The organism is Evansella cellulosilytica DSM 2522 (assembly GCF_000177235.2).
GTDB lineage: Bacteria > Bacillota > Bacilli > Bacillales > Salisediminibacteriaceae > Evansella > Evansella cellulosilytica.
This window is the reverse complement of the sequence record NC_014829.1, coordinates 1,743,121-1,760,489: the sequence shown is the minus strand read 5'-3', so window position 1 is coordinate 1,760,489 and position 17,369 is coordinate 1,743,121. Positions and strand designations below refer to the sequence as shown.

Annotated in this window: 17 protein-coding genes; 12 read left to right on the top strand and 5 right to left on the bottom strand. The window is 35.8% G+C overall.

What is annotated here, in order from left to right; translation table 11 throughout:
• The first annotated feature begins 56 nt into the window (after window positions 1-56).
• Genes BCELL_RS07885 through mnhG form a run of 7 tightly spaced genes read left to right on the top strand, consistent with a single transcriptional unit; the run spans window position 57 to window position 5,820 of the window.
• Window positions 57-2,471, top strand: coding sequence for a Na+/H+ antiporter subunit A (locus tag BCELL_RS07885; RefSeq protein ID WP_013488164.1), 2,415 nt, complete (start codon window positions 57-59; stop codon window positions 2,469-2,471).
• Window positions 2,468-2,896 carry a Na(+)/H(+) antiporter subunit B gene (locus tag BCELL_RS07880; protein WP_013488163.1) on the top strand — a complete coding sequence of 143 codons (429 nt, stop codon included), beginning with the start codon at window positions 2,468-2,470 and terminating at the stop codon, window positions 2,894-2,896. The genes BCELL_RS07885 and BCELL_RS07880 overlap by 4 nt, the downstream gene beginning before the upstream one ends.
• Window positions 2,896-3,234 (top strand): Na(+)/H(+) antiporter subunit C, encoded by a 339-nt coding sequence (locus BCELL_RS07875; RefSeq protein WP_013488162.1) that lies wholly within the window; start codon window positions 2,896-2,898, stop codon window positions 3,232-3,234. The genes BCELL_RS07880 and BCELL_RS07875 overlap by 1 nt, the downstream gene beginning before the upstream one ends.
• Complete coding sequence (locus BCELL_RS07870; protein WP_013488161.1) at window positions 3,227-4,711, top strand: Na+/H+ antiporter subunit D; 1,485 nt, start codon at window positions 3,227-3,229, stop codon at window positions 4,709-4,711. The genes BCELL_RS07875 and BCELL_RS07870 overlap by 8 nt, the downstream gene beginning before the upstream one ends.
• 5 nt (window positions 4,712-4,716) lie before the next feature.
• Window positions 4,717-5,193 (top strand): Na+/H+ antiporter subunit E, encoded by a 477-nt coding sequence (locus tag BCELL_RS07865; RefSeq protein ID WP_013488160.1) that lies wholly within the window; start codon window positions 4,717-4,719, stop codon window positions 5,191-5,193.
• Window positions 5,193-5,474 (top strand): Na(+)/H(+) antiporter subunit F1, encoded by a 282-nt coding sequence (locus tag BCELL_RS07860; RefSeq protein WP_013488159.1) that lies wholly within the window; start codon window positions 5,193-5,195, stop codon window positions 5,472-5,474. The genes BCELL_RS07865 and BCELL_RS07860 overlap by 1 nt, the downstream gene beginning before the upstream one ends.
• On the top strand, window positions 5,455-5,820 hold the full coding sequence (mnhG, locus tag BCELL_RS07855) for a monovalent cation/H(+) antiporter subunit G (protein WP_013488158.1): 366 nt from the start codon (window positions 5,455-5,457) through the stop codon (window positions 5,818-5,820). The genes BCELL_RS07860 and mnhG overlap by 20 nt, the downstream gene beginning before the upstream one ends.
• 134 nt (window positions 5,821-5,954) lie before the next feature.
• Here the strand turns inward: mnhG and BCELL_RS07850 are convergent, their stop codons facing one another.
• Window positions 5,955-6,737, bottom strand: a complete 783-nt coding sequence (locus tag BCELL_RS07850; protein WP_013488157.1) for a phosphatidylserine decarboxylase — start codon at window positions 6,735-6,737, stop codon at window positions 5,955-5,957.
• Window positions 6,738-6,854: 117 nt separating this feature from the next.
• Between BCELL_RS07850 and pssA the strand changes: the two genes are divergently transcribed.
• The 3 genes from pssA to BCELL_RS07835 all read left to right on the top strand — a co-directional run bounded on the left by pssA (window position 6,855) and on the right by BCELL_RS07835 (window position 10,872).
• The gene (gene pssA / locus BCELL_RS07845; RefSeq protein WP_013488156.1) at window positions 6,855-7,397 is read left to right on the top strand and encodes a CDP-diacylglycerol--serine O-phosphatidyltransferase; all 543 of its coding nucleotides are present in this window, start codon (window positions 6,855-6,857) and stop codon (window positions 7,395-7,397) included.
• Window positions 7,398-7,489: 92 nt separating this feature from the next.
• On the top strand, window positions 7,490-10,084 hold the full coding sequence (locus BCELL_RS07840) for a CBS domain-containing protein (RefSeq protein WP_013488155.1): 2,595 nt from the start codon (window positions 7,490-7,492) through the stop codon (window positions 10,082-10,084).
• A 140-nt stretch (window positions 10,085-10,224) separates the two neighbouring features.
• Window positions 10,225-10,872 carry a TetR/AcrR family transcriptional regulator gene (locus BCELL_RS07835; RefSeq protein ID WP_081457258.1) on the top strand — a complete coding sequence of 216 codons (648 nt, stop codon included), beginning with the start codon at window positions 10,225-10,227 and terminating at the stop codon, window positions 10,870-10,872.
• A 126-nt stretch (window positions 10,873-10,998) separates the two neighbouring features.
• Here BCELL_RS07835 and BCELL_RS07830 read toward each other — a convergent pair whose 3' ends face one another.
• Complete coding sequence (locus tag BCELL_RS07830) at window positions 10,999-12,063, bottom strand: HD-GYP domain-containing protein (RefSeq protein WP_013488153.1); 1,065 nt, start codon at window positions 12,061-12,063, stop codon at window positions 10,999-11,001.
• Window positions 12,064-12,205: 142 nt separating this feature from the next.
• Between BCELL_RS07830 and deoD the strand changes: the two genes are divergently transcribed.
• Window positions 12,206-12,910, top strand: coding sequence for a purine-nucleoside phosphorylase (deoD, locus tag BCELL_RS07825; protein WP_013488152.1), 705 nt, complete (start codon window positions 12,206-12,208; stop codon window positions 12,908-12,910).
• A 141-nt stretch (window positions 12,911-13,051) separates the two neighbouring features.
• Here the strand turns inward: deoD and lplA are convergent, their stop codons facing one another.
• A complete protein-coding gene (gene lplA / locus BCELL_RS07820; RefSeq protein WP_013488151.1) occupies window positions 13,052-14,038 on the bottom strand; it encodes a lipoate--protein ligase in 987 nt (328 codons plus the stop codon).
• A gap of 283 nt (window positions 14,039-14,321) precedes the next feature.
• On the bottom strand, window positions 14,322-15,038 hold the full coding sequence (sigK, locus tag BCELL_RS07815) for an RNA polymerase sporulation sigma factor SigK (protein WP_013488150.1): 717 nt from the start codon (window positions 15,036-15,038) through the stop codon (window positions 14,322-14,324).
• Between the two features lie 910 nt (window positions 15,039-15,948).
• Between sigK and BCELL_RS07810 the strand changes: the two genes are divergently transcribed.
• Entirely contained in the window at window positions 15,949-16,557 is a 609-nt protein-coding gene (locus tag BCELL_RS07810; protein ID WP_013488149.1) for a class I SAM-dependent methyltransferase, read from the top strand.
• Between the two features lie 57 nt (window positions 16,558-16,614).
• Here the strand turns inward: BCELL_RS07810 and BCELL_RS07805 are convergent, their stop codons facing one another.
• Window positions 16,615-17,361, bottom strand: coding sequence for a PRC-barrel domain containing protein (locus tag BCELL_RS07805; RefSeq protein ID WP_013488148.1), 747 nt, complete (start codon window positions 17,359-17,361; stop codon window positions 16,615-16,617).
• Window positions 17,362-17,369: the final 8 nt, after the last annotated feature.

The window sequence follows — 17,369 nt, the reverse complement described above, 5'->3', positions numbered from 1 at the left end:
ATTGAAAAAAAAAGTATTATTTTTCACATTGATAAATTTTAAAGGAGGTATATCATTTGTCGACGCTTCACTACTTAGTCTTAGCACCTTTTGCATTGGCGATACTCATTCCATTTGTGTATAGATGGTTTCGTCATATTCATACTGGATGGTTTGTGTTGCCCTTACCACTCGTATTGTTTGTGTACTTATTTACACAATACCTCCCATTTGGAGGAGAATTTAAAACTGCAGCGGAATCTGTAGCTTGGATACCATCAATTGGTGTCAATTTTGATATCTATTTAGACGGCTTAAGTTTATTGTTTGCCCTTCTCATTACAGGTATCGGTACATTAGTAGTGCTCTATTCCATCTACTACATAGCAAACAAAAAAGACGAACCGTTAAACAACTTTTACGTTTACTTGCTCATGTTTATGGGAGCTATGTTAGGGGTAGTGCTTTCTGATAATTTAATCGTTATTTATGTGTTCTGGGAAATTACGAGTTTATCTTCGGCATTACTAATCGCTTATTGGTTCCATAAAGAGAAATCACGCTATGGGGCGCAGAAATCAATGCTCATCACTGTAGCCGGTGGTTTTGCAATGTTAGCAGGTTTTTCATTACTTTACATCATGACAGGGACATTTAGCATTCAAGCTATTATTGAGCAAGCTGGTAGCATTATGACACATTCATTATTTATTCCAGCTATGTTACTCGTATTATTAGGGGCTTTTACAAAATCAGCACAATTCCCATTCCACATTTGGTTACCCGATGCGATGGAAGCACCTACACCTGTTAGTGCGTATTTACACTCAGCAACAATGGTGAAAGCAGGAATTTATTTAGTTGCTCGTTTCACACCTGTTTTTGCAGGAACGCCAGAGTGGTTCTGGATTCTTACATCCTTTGGACTTATGACGCTAATATGGGGATCAATTTCAGCTGTTCGTCAAAAAGACTTAAAAGGAATACTCGCATTTTCAACAATAAGTCAGCTCGGATTGATCATGTCATTATTAGGATTAGGTTCAGCAGCCGTTCTATATAATGTAGAAAATGTAGATATGCTTTATGCAACAGCAATTATAGCTGCTGTTTTTCACTTAATTAACCATGCAACATTTAAAGGAAGCTTATTTATGGTTGTAGGTATTATCGACCATGAAACTGGCACTCGTGATATTCGTAAACTAGGCGGCTTAATGACAATCATGCCAATAACCTTTACGATATCTTTAATTGGGATTGCCTCGATGGCTGGTTTGCCTCCATTTAATGGCTTCTTAAGTAAAGAAATGTTCTTTACTGGTGTTCTCAATGCTACAACGATTGATTTCTTTAATGTATCGACATGGGGCATACTTTTTCCAATAGTCGCTTGGATTGCAAGTGTCTTTACATTTGTTTACTGTATGATTATGTTCTTTAGGACGTTTACAGGTAAGCACCAGCCTGAAAAATTAGAAAAGGAAGCACACGAAGCGCCAATGGGACTTTTAATTTCTCCTATTGTCCTTGCTTCTCTAGTAGTCATTTTCGGGTTATTTCCAAATATTTTATCTTACTCGATTATTGAACCGACTGTGCAATCAATTTTGCCAAATTACACGGATGAGTTTTATGTCAATATTTATCACTGGCATGGCCTTAACACAGAACTATTTATGACTGTTGCTGTAGTATTATTTGGAGCACTTGTCTTTTTAAATTTAAAACGTTGGCAAGAGGCTACTTTCTTCTTAAAAGAGAGAGATCCGTTGAACAGACTATATGATGGTGGATTAGATGGCCTAGTTGCCGGTTCTCAGCGAGTGACAAATTTACAATTAACTGGTTTGTTGCGGGATTACTTTGCTTACATGATGGTATTTATGATTTTGTTACTTGGGTGGACAATTTTCCGTTTTGATGCAATAGCATTTGACTTTGTAAATGTAGCGACAGTATCCCCTTACTTATGGGTCATTACACTCGTATTAATTGCATCTGTGATTAGTGTTCCTTTCATTAGTAACCGAATTGGAGCAATCATCGTAGTAGGCGTTATCGGTTTTATTATCGCACTACTATTCGTAGTATTAAGAGCACCTGATTTAGCTTTAACACAGTTATTAGTAGAAACAGTAATGGTAGTATTATTCTTACTATGCTTTTATCACCTACCAGAGCTTAAAAAAGAAAAGTTTACACCTCGTTTCAAGCTAACGAACTTAGTTATTTCTATTGGTGTCGGTCTTGTCGTTACGTTAACTGCATTCAGTGCTCATGCAATGAGACACGATATCGGTGTGGAATCTATTTCTCAGTTCTTCATAGAGGCTTCTAAACCACTCGCAGGTGGCTATAACATGGTTAACGTCATATTAGTCGATTTCCGTGGACTCGATACGTTATTAGAGGTGCTCGTGCTTGCAGTTGCTGCACTCGGTGTAGTAACGATGATTAAACTTAAAATGAAAGGTGGAGAGGATGTATGAAGACGAATTACTTAATGCTGCATACGATTACGAGAGTAGTGTCCTTCATTATACTCTCATTCTCCATCTACTTATTTTTTGCAGGACATAACAACCCAGGTGGAGGCTTTATTGGCGGACTTATGACGGCTTCTGCGCTAATGCTTCTGTACATTAGCTTCGACATGAAGACGATCAAAAAAGTCATCCCTTTTAATTACTCTGCAATTATCGCTTGGGGCCTATTAATAGCGATTGGAACAGGTCTTAATGCGATGTTATTTCAAGGAGACCCTTTCCTTACGCAATACTTTGAGTATTATACGGTTCCGGTCTTAGGTGAAATTGAATTAACTACTGCTCTTCCTTTTGATTTAGGTATATATTTAGTAGTTATTGCTGTTGCATTGCTAACAATATTAACAATAGCGGAGGATGAATCTTAATGGAGATATTAATGATTATTACTGTCGGTGTTCTTGTCACTGTCAGTACGTACTTGTTATTAACAAAAAGCTTACTCCGAGTTGTCCTTGGCATTGTTCTCTTATCTCATGGAGCGCATTTATTATTGTTAACAATGTCAGGCTTAAAGGAAGGTGCTCCTCCACTTTTAGGGGAAGAGGCTGCATCATATGCCGATCCGTTACCACAAGCACTCATATTAACAGCAATTGTTATTAGCTTTGGGGTAACTGCCTTTCTACTCGTATTAGCCTATCGAACATATAAAGAACATAAAACAGATGATCTTGATCAATTAAGGGGTAGTGCCGATGAATAATTTAGTATTACTACCTGTCTTGATACCGTTTATCGTTGGGGTTATCTTAATACTTCTGAGGAAAAATATCCCATTACAACGGTTTATCAGTGGGGTTATATCTTTAGGGTTAATTGGATTATCTATTTATCTCACTTATGTAATATATCAAGACGGAATAATTGCAGTAGAATTAGGGAATTGGCAAGCACCGTTCGGTATCGTTTTAGTTGGGGATTTGTTCTCTAGCATCATGCTTGTGCTAGCGAGTATCGTCGCAGCTGCCTGTCTATTCTTTGCTTTTCAAACGTTACATCAAGATAGAGAGAAATATTACTTTTACCCTTTCTATTTTTTCTTATTAACAGGGGTAAATGGCTCTTTCTTAACAGGCGATATATTTAACCTGTTCGTATTCTTTGAAGTAATGCTCATTTCATCATTCGTTTTAATCGTGATGGGTGGAAAAAAATATCAACTACGTGAATCTTTTAAATACGTTGTCATTAGTACGTTCGGTTCGATTTTCTTTATCATAGCCATTGCTTTACTATACTCTGTAACTGGCACACTAAACTTTGCACATTTAGCAGAACGTGTCGCTGAAGTCGAACAAACTGGTGTACTAACTGTAGTTGCAATTCTTTTCTTAATCGTATTTGGTTTAAAAGGAGCATTAGTACCACTTCACTTTTGGTTACCTAACGCATACTTCGGCCCTCCGACAGCCGTTGCTGCTCTATTAGGTGGTTTGTTAACGAAGGTCGGCGTGTATTCCATTATGCGTACGTATACGTTAATATTTACGCATAACCAAGACTTCACGTTAAATGTAGTATTAGTTCTTGCCGGATTAACGATGTTCTTTGGTGTCCTTGGTGCCGTTTCAAAATTTGACTTTAAGAGAATCCTAGCTATTCATATCGTTAGTCAGGTAGGTTATATGATTATGGGATTAGGCATATTCACTACAATGGCTATTGCGGGATCCATTTACATCATCGCACATAACATGATCGTTAAAACAGCCTTATTCTTATTCTGCGGTGCGACAGAAAAAGTAACAGGTACAACAAACTTAAAGAAAATGAGTGGTGTTCTAAAAACCCATCCACATCTCGGTTGGTTATTCTTTATTGCTGCAATCTCTTTAGCTGGGATACCGCCATTAAGTGGATTCTTTAGTAAGTTTGCACTTGTTTTATCTGGGTTAGAAGAAGGACGCTATATTATCGTTGCTGTCAGCTTAATTGTTGGTCTTCTAACGTTGTTCTCAATGGTTAAAATCTTTATGTATGTATTCTGGGGCTCACCTTCGCTTACTCCTGAGGAGGCAAAGAAGCGTAAAGTTGGTAAGCTATTGTTACCTGGAATCCCTCTAGTGATGATTAGCTTTTTAATGGGTGTGCTGGCTGAGCCTTTATTCCAGCTTTTATTTGCTACAGCAGACCAAATGTTAGATCCATCAATCTATATAAATTCTGTTCTTAAGGAGTAGGTAATATGGCCTTTCAAATCCTGCTTAATATTGTTGTTGCGCTCATATGGATGCTATTGCAAAACAGCTTTACTGGAGTTGATTTTGCTATAGGATATATTGTAGGTTTACTGTTACTGTATGTTTTACGAAGATTTTTAAGCTTCGATTTCTACTTTAGGAGAGTGCTTGCCTTTATTAAGCTTTTCCTGTTATTTATTTACAAGCTTATTTTATCTAACATAGAAGTGATTAAAATTGTACTAAGTCCAAAGTTAAACATAAAACCAGGTATCATTGCTGTACCTACAAAGCTGAAAACAGATTGGGAAGTTACTCTCTTATCTTGCTTAATCTCTTTAACACCTGGTACGTTATCAATGAACTTTTCTGAAGACGGTAGAACAATTTTTGTACACTCTATTCACGTTCCAAATAAACACGAAGCAATAAAAGAAATTCATAATTCCTTTGAAAAAGCAATTATGGAGGTGACAAAGTAATGCTTCAAACATCAGCAACGATAGTGTTAGTACTTATGTCGCTCTCGATATTAATTTGCTTTACACGTGTTTTAAAAGGCCCCACTCTATCAGATAGAGTGGTTGCGCTTGATACAATTGGTATTAATTTGATCGGTTTCATTGGAATCATTATGATCATTCAAGAAACGGTCGCATATGCAGAAGTTATTCTTGTCATCGCTATTTTAGCGTTTATTGGTACAATCGCTCTCGCGAAGTTTATTGAAGGAGGTGTGGTTCTTGACAGAGATCGTCGTTAGTATTTTTATTCTGTTAGGTGGTATGTTTAGCGTATTAGGATCTATAGGCATTTTACGTTTTCCTGACGTTTATTTAAGATTACATGCTGCCACAAAAAGTGCCACACTTGGAGTTATCTGTATTGTAATCGGTACTTTCCTTTACTTTTTGATCATCCAAGATCAGTTTATTGGTAAGCTTTTACTGACTATTTTCTTTGTATTTCTCACAGCCCCTGTAGCTGGTTTTATGATTTCTAAGTCAGCATATAACGTAGGTGTAAAAATGTCAGAAAAGAGCATTCAGGATGATCTTGCAAAGGCAATAAAGATCGCTGAGAAAAAAGGAAAAAAGACATCAAATTAACTAAATTAAAATAGGGTGACTCAATAAGGTTCGTTTTCCCTTTGAGTCACCCCTTTTTTACAGTTAAGTGGTTTAACTACTATAAAAGTACCGCAATCCCTGTCCGAGCTTAGACAGTAATGCAGGTTAATCGTTTACACTAGTGTTCCGATCTTTTCACCCTGCCTAATCATAATATCTTGCTCATCAGTAGCAAAAGCTGTTTTTATCAACCCTGCTTCAAACAAAAGTACCACACTAGATCCAAAACTAAAGTAACCAAGTTCTTCCCCTTTTTCTAACTGCGGTTTCAAGTGTGATGCATGAACGCTGTTTACATTCAATGCACCTATCTTTGCTAACGCAACATGTTTCTGCTCTACCTTTAACTCCGTAATCAAACGATAATTATTTGCTAAAGGCTTTTCTCCTAAAAGTAGTCCCATTTTATTTACTGGCTCTGAATACTTTCCGAGCGCCCACCTTTTCACTACCTTAGCTTTAATTGGACTATGAATACGGTGATAATCCTTCGGGCTTAAATAAAAAACCATATATGTTCCACCAATGTAACGCCTAGTTGTATTCTTTAAGCCAAGCAATTTTTTTAATGGATAATCATTTTCCTTGACGTAAAAATTTGCTTTTTCATCAATAGTGCCCCATTCTGTGAGAACCCCATCAACCGGACTAACAACACTGCTTGGACTAACATCAACCTCTCTTGCCCCTTCTTTCAATTGCCTAATAAAGAAATCGTGTATTGTTGGATAATGATTTATTTCATATTGGAGTTCCTCTTGATTAATATTAAAGGCATTAACAAACGATTGATTTAACTTTCCACTCATTTTTGACGTTGCAAAACGTTTTAAAATGTCACTATAAATTGGATTGTTTGTAAGCTGAACCATTGCTTTATATAAGTGCTTTTTCACATTACTCTTCCTTTCTAAAAGAAACATGTTATCATATAGTCTGTTACATTGAAATATGGTATAATTATTCCTCAGTATGTAACTTTTTACCAACAGTCTTACAAGGGAGGGGTGCTTTTGATTTTATTTCAACACCTCGTAGACAATACTGTCAAAAAGCTGAGAAGTCAAATTGCAAATGTCCTAACTATTATTAATTTAGGTTTAGGTGGTTTTGCAATCATTTATGTTCTACAAGGACAGTATCATTTCGCTGTTTTATTTATTTGTTTAGCTGCAATCTTTGATCGCTTTGATGGACAAATTGCAAGAAAACTGAATATTACTTCAAGCTTAGGAAAACAATTGGACTCATTATGTGATCTTATCTCATTTGGTGTTGCACCAGCCCTTCTTCTTTATCAATCTACAGTATTTGAATTTGGTATTGCAGGTTCTATTTTCACTATTATCTTTATTGCATGTGGTGCGATCCGATTAGCTCGATTTGCTATTAGTGAACAGGAAGGTTTTTTTATTGGTCTCCCAATTACCGCTGCTGGTTGTATATTAACCTTAAGTCATCTTATGAACGCAATGATTACACCACCAGTGTTCATGTTTCTTATTTTATCACTATCATTATTAATGATAAGTAATTTTCGTGTAAAAAAGGTATAATATTTTTGACGTCTTCCATTTATGGAGGGCGTTTTCATTTAAGATAAGTCTCATTGGGTAGGAAAACATTTGAACAAATGGAGGAAAATAAGATGGAAATTATCACCTCACATACAAACCTTGATTTTGACGGATTGGCTTCAATTATTGCTGCTAAAAAAATACATCCTCATGCTAAAGTTGTGCTGCCGGATAGGCTGAGTCAGGAAGTAAGATCATTTTTAGGGTTATATAAAGATACATTTTCTTTTACATATATTCATTCTATACAAACTGATACCATTACTAAGCTCATCATCGTTGATACTAATACGCTATCTCGAACTAGTATAAATAGGAATAGCCTAAATAAAAATGTATGCTTTTTTGTTTATGATCACCACCCGCTAAAGGAAGAATCAATCAATAACTACACTGGTGAAATCTCAAAAGTAGGTGCAACAATTACAATTCTAACGGAACAGCTACAAAAAAATAATATTAATATCTCTCCTCTTGAATCCACGTTATTTGCACTTGGATTGTATACAGATACAGGCTCATTTACATATGAAACTACGACAGAAAGAGACTTAAAAGCTGGTGCATGGTTGTTACAAAAAGGAGCTAATCTTACTATAGTAGAACAATTTCGTAAAGCCCAATTAAGCGCCACACAACAAAACCTTTTACAAATGCTACTGGACAATAGTAAAACACATACAATTGATGGTGTTGAAATTGTCATTTCATCACATCATCAACAAGATTATATTGGACAACTTGCTATCATTACTCGCAGAATTCTTGAATTGACAGGTTCTGATGCAGTATTTTCCATCGTGAAAATGGGCGAAAAAGTATTTATAACCGGTAGAAGTAATTCTGAACGGGTAAATTTACTTCCAGTTATTAGAGAGCTTGGTGGCGGCGGTCATAAAAGCGCGGCCTCAGCAGTGAAAAAAAATAATGATATAGAGATTATCTATGAGTTTATCAAAAAAGAGCTATCAAATACAGTATCTCCATCCATGACCGCACAACATCTAATGTCTACTCCTGTACACGTAGTTGCTGAAGAAACCTCAGTCGAAGAAGCATCAAAAATGCTGTATCGTTATGGGCATACAGGTTTCCCGGTCATAAATGCTTCACAATTAGTTGGTGTCATTTCAAGAAGGGATATAGATAAAGCATTACACCATCAATTAGGTCACGCTCCTGTTAAAGGGTTTATGAGCCGGAATCCTTTGACAATTTCACCTGAGAAAAGTTTAGAAGCTATACAAGCGTTGATGATAGACAAACAAGTCGGAAGATTACCCGTTTTGGAGAATGGAAAATTAGTTGGAATTGTTACGAGAAGTGATGTTATTCATGCTATGCATGGAAAACTAAAAAGCAAAGGAATATCAACTACTCGATTAAACAGGATGAATGTTCGTCAAGAAATGAAACAACAATACACTTCATTTATATACAAACTTTTAAAGGAAATAGGAATAGGAGCACAGCACTTAAACATGAGGGCCTATCTTATCGGCGGTATGGTTAGAGACCTACTATTACAAAGACCAAATGAAGATGTAGACATTGTAGTAGAAGGTGATGGAATGAAGTTTGCCACCTACTTACAAGAAAAATTTGGTGGGCAAGTTCGCTTACATGAAGAGTTTAAGACAGCAACATGGAAACACCCTAATAACTTGAAAATTGATGTTACAAGTGCACGTACCGAATTTTACGACTTTCCTGCTGCCTTACCAAAAGTAGAAATGTCTACGATGAAAGAAGATCTATATCGAAGAGACTTTACGATAAATGCAATGGGAATAGCGCTCCATAAAGATCAGTTTGGCGTGTTAATAGACTATTTTCAAGGTTATAATGACCTACTAAATAAAAAAATCAAAATATTATACAATTTAAGCTTTATAGAAGACCCTACTCGCATTCTACGTGCGGTTAGATTTGAGTGCCGATTTCAATTTAAAATGGACGAAGAAACGTTCTTATTTGCCAAAGAAGCAGTTAATAACATTCCATCTTTATCGAAAACAAGATTATCAAATGAGCTTAAAAAAATGTTTCAAGAAGAAAATCCAGCCCTTATCATTGACAGACTCCACCAACTAAATATTTTACCGCTTATTATAACGACAATAGACACATACGAAGCAATTGAAAGAAGAGTACAATCTCTTAAACATAGTATATATGAACTATACAAAAAGGAAATAAGAATAGAGGAGTCTATTTGGATTGCATATTTAATAATGATGACCTCAAGCATAGAAACGAACGAACTAGTAATATTAGAGCGATATGATTTGAATAAAGACGAAATAAAACTTATGAAAGAAGTATTCTATTTAGTGGAAGCTCAGCATCATGTTACGACAGAGTCTCCCATGAGTGATTGGCATGAAATATTTAATCATACTTCAACTGAAGCGATCATCACCTATTATTCTTATCAAGCAAACGAACTTGTTGCTTGTGCATTAAACTATATATTAGCTAGAGAACATTTGATAGATAAAGTAACAGGGGAAGATTTAATACAAGCCGGCTTACAACCAAATACTTTATTTAAGTCATTATTGATAGAAGGTGAAAAATTGAAACTTGATATGCCAAGTTTAAGGAAAGATGAAGTTTTACAGAAGCTCCTCGTACATTACAAAAATATGAATAAACGCTTTTAACTTATCTATATATCCTCACTAGTAAGGTGACTCCCTTACTAGTTTTTTTATGCACCTCTCTGCTCTGTCTTATTCTTTGACATTTCTCTCTACTTTCAATACGATGAAAGTATGTGAATATTCACTTAATTGGAGGGAGTATGATGGAACTAGTAAAAGATAGTAGTTATTTTACTTACAGTGGTGAAAAATTATCTGAAAAGCAGATAAAAATATTAGAGGCTGCGATCATGATTATCTCTAAAAATGGATTTAACTCAAGTAGAACAAGTGAAATTGCATCTCAAGCAGGTATTTCAGAAGGAACATTGTTCCGTTATTATTCTAGTAAAAAAGAAATCTTACTCTCATTGCTCCCCATTGTTATTCATCACTTTTTTAAGCCAATCATCGAAGAGAGCTTCATTCGGAACAAATCAAACCAGCATCGCACAATCGAAGACGAGTTAAAGTATTATTTCCATAAGCATCATCAATTAATTAGTGAAAACGAAAGACTATTAAAAATCATTGTCGTAGAGTCTTTATACTTTCCTGAAATTAAGCTATCCTTCCAAACTTTTATGAAAAATAGTGTTGTACCGTCGTTGGAAAAAATGATAGAAATACAGAAAAAAAAATATAAAATGAAAAACGTTGATACAAGGTTAGTAAGTAAAACGATTATTAGTTTGCTCATTGGACATGTGTTACTACAAAGCTATTTACCTGATATTTATGGTAACGAAGAGACATCATTTGAAACTACTGTTAATCTATTAGTAAATGGAATGAAAGAAAAACGTTAATAACAGCCTCGCGGAAGCTGTTTAACGTTTTTCATTTGAAGCGGTGGAATTTGCCGTATGTTTTAAAATACTAGTGAATGCTCTTTTCCCTAGTACGCGCGGCGTAAAAATTCCACTGCCATTTTATTACTGCGGGAACACATTTTCTATCGTAACATTTCTCTTCTCTCTTAAATTAATGTAGCCAGTCCCATCCTGTAATTCTATAAGTGGGCGGTTTAATTCTTCAATGCTTAACCTGATTATTTTCCCGTAATTGCCATCGCTTAACAACACTTTATTACCTACATAGCTCTTCATAATAAACTCTACAAAAGGAAACACAATTTCACCATTAAGCTTTCCTTTATAAACCTCGTTGACGAGTTCGGTTAACGCTTCTATCGGAGAATATTTATTTCGATATACTCGATCTGATGTTATCGCATCATACATATCTGCAACAGAAATGATTTGTGCTACGAGAGGAATTTTATCTTTCATCCCAAATGGATAACCAGATCCATCTAAACGCTCATGATGAAGTAAAGCCCCTAAGTGTAACTTCTCATTCGTTCCACTGATCTTTTCAAGCATCTCTTTCCCATAAATCGTATGCTTTTTCACTTCATTATACTCAAGCGTTGTTAACTTTCCCTCTTTATTTAATATCTCTGAAGGAATTTTCATTTTTCCAATATCGTGTAATAGTCCAGTTTGTGCTAGTAATACAATTGTTTCATCTTTACAGTGAAGAATCTTACCAATAGTTGCCGCAAGCATCCCAACATTTAGGCTGTGTCGGTATAAGTAGTCATCAAAGCCCTTTATATGGTGTAGCTCAAGAAAGACACTCTTTCCGTGAATAATTTTATCCAGCAAGGGTGTAAACGGTTTCATGAATGTTCTTAACGTTGGAATTCTATCTGATACTGCTTGTAAAAATAAATACTTTACTTCAACTAGGTTATCATAATACAAGCTTGATAGTTTTTCATTTTTAAAAATATGCTTTAGCTGAATATCAATGGGAGGCAAGTTATCTTCAAGAATAATATATTCGACTTCATGTTTTCTTAAAATCTCTACATGACTATCTGTAATTTCCATTCCTTTACTTAAGAGAAAGCTTCCAGAATCTGATATCACATCATTTGCTAGAACTTTGCCAATAATGGCACTATTATAATCATTTAATTGTATAACCGCCATGCATGTTCCCCTCCAAACTCCGACAAATTGTTATTTTTTTCTTCATTTTACCACAAAATAACTACATATCCATGATTTATTTTGTTTCTCCTATGATATTATGTTATTTTGTTATAAGTTAAATAAGAAAGGTTGGATGAAAATGAGTGTACATATCGGTGCAGCAAAGGGAGATATCGCTGAATCAATCTTGCTCCCTGGAGATCCTCTCCGCGCAAAATATATTGCTAAAAATTTTTTAGAAAATGTATCTTGCTATAATGAAGTACGAGGTATGTTAGGCTTTACGGGTACATTTGAAGGAAAAAAAATATCTGTACAAGGAACAGGGATGGGTGTTCCATCTATTTCAATTTATGTTCACGAGCTAATTAATAGCTATGGTGTAAAAAACTTAATTCGTGTTGGAACGTGTGGTGCTTTTCAAAAGGATGTTAAAGTGCGTGATGTTATTTTAGCAATGAGTGCTTCAACGGATTCCGGTACTAATCACTTACACTTTAAGGGGCTTGATTTCGCCCCTACAGCAAACTTCGATCTTTTAAAGTCTGCTTATGATAACACAGTAAAACAAGGTTTAAATGTAAAAGTTGGTAGTGTATATACGAGTGATGTTTTCTATAATGATAATAAAGACATTGTAGAAATGCTTGCAAATCACCAAGTATTAGCAGTTGAAATGGAAACTTCTGCACTATATACCATTGCTGCGAGGTACGGGGTAAACGCCTTATCTGTTTTAACAGTTAGTGACCACCTCATTACTGGAGAAGAAACGAGTGCCCAAGAACGTCAAGAAACATTTAACGAAATGATTGAAGTAGCACTTAAAACAGCCGTGGAATAGTCTCTGTAGAATAAGAGGGTAGCTCAATGATTATGTTTGAGCCACCCTCTTTAGCAGTATACGGGGGCGGAGCCATTCGAAGGACCCGCTATAAACGATTTCTTATATTGGCGTGCTCTGCTAGTATTGAAAACTATTACCTCAATACATCAATTCAACAATCGACTCTTTTGGGATTTTTCCAAAGTAATCATTCGTATCAATCTCTTCGACAACAGCATTTATAGCAGCTTTCTCATACTTAACTCCTATAAGCTTTTTTTGCACATCTTCTACATCACCTACACCAAAGAAATCTCCATAAATTTTGCAATCCTTGATCAATCCCTTGGATACATTTAAACGAATATCAATTGTGCCTGCATCAAATCGTTTTGAACGCTCTATATCAAATTTTGGAGACATGCCATAGTTCCAATCCCAATTGTTATATCTCGCCTCTGAGATAGCTTGTACGCCATTCCAGTCCTCATCTGTTAAATTGTAGGATTGAACATCTCCTTCACCAAAAATAGATGTGAGCAAAAGCTGCTTAAATTGATCCATTGATAACTTTTCATGAACAAATTCATTAATATTAGCTACCCTACTTCTAATGGATTTTATTCCTTTAGACTTTATTTTTTCATCTTTTACGTTAAGTGCTTTTACAACATGCTCAATTTCTGAATCAAGCAGCAAAGTACCGTGACTAAACATTCTACCTTTCGTTGTATACTGCGCATTACCTGATATTTTACGTTCTCCAACATGAATGTCGTTTCTTCCACTTAACGTAGCTTCTACACCAATCTTTGCTAAAGCATCAATGACAGGCTGGGTGAATTTCCGGAAATTTGAAAAGCTTTCCCCATCATCCTTCGTAATAAAGCTAAAATTTAAATTACCGAAATCATGATAAACTGCCCCTCCACCTGATAACCTTCTAACGACATGAATGCCGTTTTCCTCTACATATTCTTTATTAATTTCTTCTATTGTATTTTGATTCTTCCCGATAATAATAGAGGGCTCGTTTACATAAAAGAGTAAGTATGTAGAGTCAATATCGAGATTCTTTAGCGCATATTCTTCTATTGCTAAGTTAATTCTAGGGTCTGTAATATTTTTATTATCAATAAAAAGCAACGTATATTCCTTCTTTCTTAGAGTCTTGTAAGTTTATTTTAACATAGTGTTGCAGTTAATAAGAAAAACTAGAAACGAATTTGCTGAAGCTCTGTTTAGTCTTTTCTTAGAAAATTGTATTAATACTACATAGTTATAAGTTAAGAATTGAGGTTGTCCCATAAGCTACTATATGAAAAACACCAACTAGTACTCACTGTGGCCTTTCCACAAACAGCTAAAAGAGGGACTCAACAGGTAAAAATTACCCTCATGAGTCCCCCTCTACAATACCCAAATTATTTTAATCGGTCTTATATACTTCCTTTTGGTGCTTATAAAACTCATGGAACAGTTTCATTAATGCCCTTTTTTCAATTCTTGACACGTAGCTTCTAGAAATTCCTAACTCTTTTGCTATCTCTCTCTGCGTCCGCTCTTTATTCATGTCAAGTCCGAAACGACCAACTACAACCTCTTTTTCTCTCTCGTCAAGAACATGAATGTATTGATATATTTGCTTCTTCTCCATATTTAACTGGATCGTTTCCACAACATCTTCTGTTTCTGCTTGTAATACATCAATGAGACTTATTTCATTCCCTTCCTTATCCTGACCGATCGGGTCATGTAAAGATACATCCTTTCGAACCTTCTTTAAAGCTCTTAAATGCATAAGTATTTCGTTTTCTATACATCTTGCTGCATAGGTGGCTAATTTCGTCCCTTTTCCTGGGGAATAACTTTCAATCGCTTTTATTAAACCGATTGTACCAATGGAAATTAAGTCCTCGTTTTCCTCTCTTGTGTTTTCAAACTTCTTGACGATATGGGCCACTAAGCGCAAATTATGTTCAATAAGGAGGTTTCTTGCTTCGTCATCTCCCTCATTCATTCGCCTAATGTACTCTCTTTCTTCCTTTGCATTTAACGGTTGTGGAAATGCATTATTTTTTACAAAGGAAACAAAAACAAACAGTTCTTTTACAAAGTGAGTAATTGCTGCAAGTAAACTGGACATGCACACACACCTCCGTTTTGGGCATTGTCTTTCAAGTATATGCACGTCAAAGGTCGTCTGTGTCTGTCTATATATAAATTAATTAGCGTAATTATTTATTATATGCAATGCACATTTAAATGGAAATCATTTATGTTATAATGTTTCTTATTATATGTCTGTTTTTGTAATATTTGTTGCTTTCAGACTTAGTGAAAACAATAGTGGGCGACTCCAGTGACGAGTGTTACATCACGTTTAGCTTCGAGTTGTCTCGACGGATACAACTCCAGAGCGTTGCAGGTTGAGAGCTGAAGATCCATCGGGACGCTGAGGGATAGCAATGGCTCCGTTCGTTGTACTATAAGAAACCCACTTATAGTAGAGTTTCAAAAGATTGCAACTACTACGCTCATTGCATTGAGGAACTGGAAAAGGTAAATATCGAAGGGCACTGAAAAAATAAAAATCAAGATTGTATCGTGTATTAATATTCATAATCTATAATTTAAGTACGAATTGATGAGACTGGAGCAAGCGAGTTTACTGTCTCTTCCTCTACGAGCATATGCTACGGAGCGTATCCGTCGAGACAACTCGAAGCATTAGCGACGAAGTAACGCTCGTTCCTGTGGGAAAAAAGGCAGGGGTGAGACCCCGCAGACCACAGGTCGATGAGGCTCACCAGCCTCCCACGGAAAGCGAGCTAGCGCAGGGATCATCAATTCACAATATACAGAGCAACTTATAATAATAACTGATAATTATAGAATAATTACTTTTTCAGTGCCCTCAAATACCGACCTTTTCCAATCCCTCTTGAAGTCTTGCCCGCGGAAAGCGTCCCCCTGTAGTGTAACCAAGCTATTAAATAAATTTAAAACAACAATCTATGTGAAAAGAGCCTATTATATAAAAGTGGTGATTGAAGTTGGAATATACAGGAGAGAGAATTATTCCTGAGAAAATGAATCCGATGAATGGCATGCTGTTAGAACATATTGCAAGGTATTATTTTGCTATGCCATTTGTTCATGGGAGAGTATTGGATATTGCCTGTGGATCTGGCTATGGAAGTAAAATGCTAGCAAAAGCTAGAAAAAAACATATATCTGAGATTATCGGGGCAGATATTAACGAAGAAACGGTTCACTATGGACAAAAATATTATTATCATCCACTTGTTTCCTATAAAGTAGCGGATGCACTAAATCCAAATATTTGTGATTTACTAGGGACCTTCAACACGATTGTTAGCTTTGAAACAATCGAACACGTCCAAGACGATAAAGCTTTTATGCAGCAAATGCTTAAATTGTTGAAACCTGGAGGTACCTTAATCTTATCTACACCTTTTGGACAAGGTAGAGGAAAAAAAACGAACGAGCCCTTTCATTATCATCAACTTACAGTGGAAGAGTTTAAAGAACTCTTTGCACCGTTCCATTCTGTTGAATACTATTTTCAAAAGGGGGTCATGTTTGAGCCACCGCGTCCTGATATACACTATCCGATTGGTGTTGCTATTGCACACAAATAAAATATCCAAAATCAAGAGGCTGACTCTAAAAGACCAAGAGCCAACCTCCTACTTTTTCTAACTCATATAAAATCTATCTATTTCTCTTTGGCGCTCTAATGTCATCTTTACGTTTGACAAGTACTCTGGTGCTTGCTCCACTTGTTCTTTTGATACTTCTATCTCCATTTGCCTAGTTACCCAATTTACATTCCTTATTACATCCGTTGGTAGTAACACTTTCTTTCCTGGTAAGAACTTCCGTAAATCGACAACAAAATACTTTATTGTATATGTTTCCTCTTCAATAAGCAAATCTATTACTTTACCGAACTGTTCGTTAATAGTTGATACTTCATAACCGATCACATCTTTCGCATCATGAACAGCATTTTCTTCCCCACTATCTATCTGTTCGTTTTCTACTAATTCATGATTTTCCTCAAGCTTTTGAAGTTCCCTAGCTGTCAGTGCTCCGTTCCCCCAGGTGCCACCTCCGTGCCAATAAGGGTGCAGGCCATAATAAAGTAACAATTCATGTTCATGCTTTCTCGTAATTTTTTCTTCTTCACCAGTAAGTGGTGCTTTTTCTGCTTCGTCTTTCGTTAAATTTACATGAATCCCTCCTGTTTCATGATCAATATAAGTGATTGAAGCTGGGGAAACATATAACTTGTCCCTGTTAAAAATATGTCCTGATTTCACTTCAAGAAAGCGGACTGTCCAATGTTCTTCATCAAAAAAAGCATTTGATACTTTGCCTAGCTCACCTGATTTACCGAATACTGAATAACTCGCTAACCATGCGTTAAAATGTAGGAGCATTTTTCCAC